This window comes from Paraburkholderia sp. BCC1884, from assembly GCF_900996225.1.
Lineage (GTDB): Bacteria > Pseudomonadota > Gammaproteobacteria > Burkholderiales > Burkholderiaceae > Paraburkholderia.
Genome location: NZ_CAAJGL010000097.1, coordinates 1 through 602, shown reverse-complemented (window position 1 = coordinate 602; position 602 = coordinate 1). Strand labels below are relative to the sequence as shown.

The window sequence follows — 602 nt, the reverse complement described above, 5'->3', positions numbered from 1 at the left end:
CGGACATATAGTTGGAATTTCGTTCGCTAGCCGCCTTGCCTGTCGTCGGCCACGCGACATGCTGTTGGAAACGGCGTCGTGCTGTCCCAGCCAACCCATTGTACTTGAGCGAATCTCATGCGACTCCTCCTCATCGAAGACGACCGCCCCATCGCACGCGGCATCCAGAGCAGCCTCGAACAAGCCGGCTTCACCGTCGACATGGTTCATGACGGCATTTTCGCCGAGCAGGCGCTCGCGCAGAATCGCCATGAACTGGTGATCCTCGACCTGGGCCTGCCCGGCATCGACGGCATGACCCTGCTGTCGCGCTTCCCTCAGACCAATCGCCATACGCCGGTGATCGTGCTGACCGCGCGCGACGAGCTGAACGACCGCGTGCAGGGCCTCAATTCCGGCGCCGACGACTACATGCTCAAGCCCTTCGAACCGGCCGAGCTGGAAGCGCGGATCCGCGCCGTGATGCGCCGCAGCGGCCCGAACAGCGACATGCCGCGTCCGGAAGTCTCGCTCGGCGGCGTGCGCCTGTCGGGCGTCGATCGCCGCATCTTCAACGACGACAAGCCGCTCGAACTGTCGCCGCGCGAGTTCGCGGTGCTCGA

1 protein-coding gene is annotated in these 602 nt (G+C 64.6%); it reads left to right on the top strand.

The genetic code is table 11. The annotated features are described in order from the left end of the window. Nucleotides 1-117: 117 nt before the first annotated feature. A partial coding sequence (locus tag FQ705_RS22400) for a response regulator transcription factor (protein ID WP_144144403.1) occupies nucleotides 118-602 on the top strand: 485 nt, incomplete at its 3' end.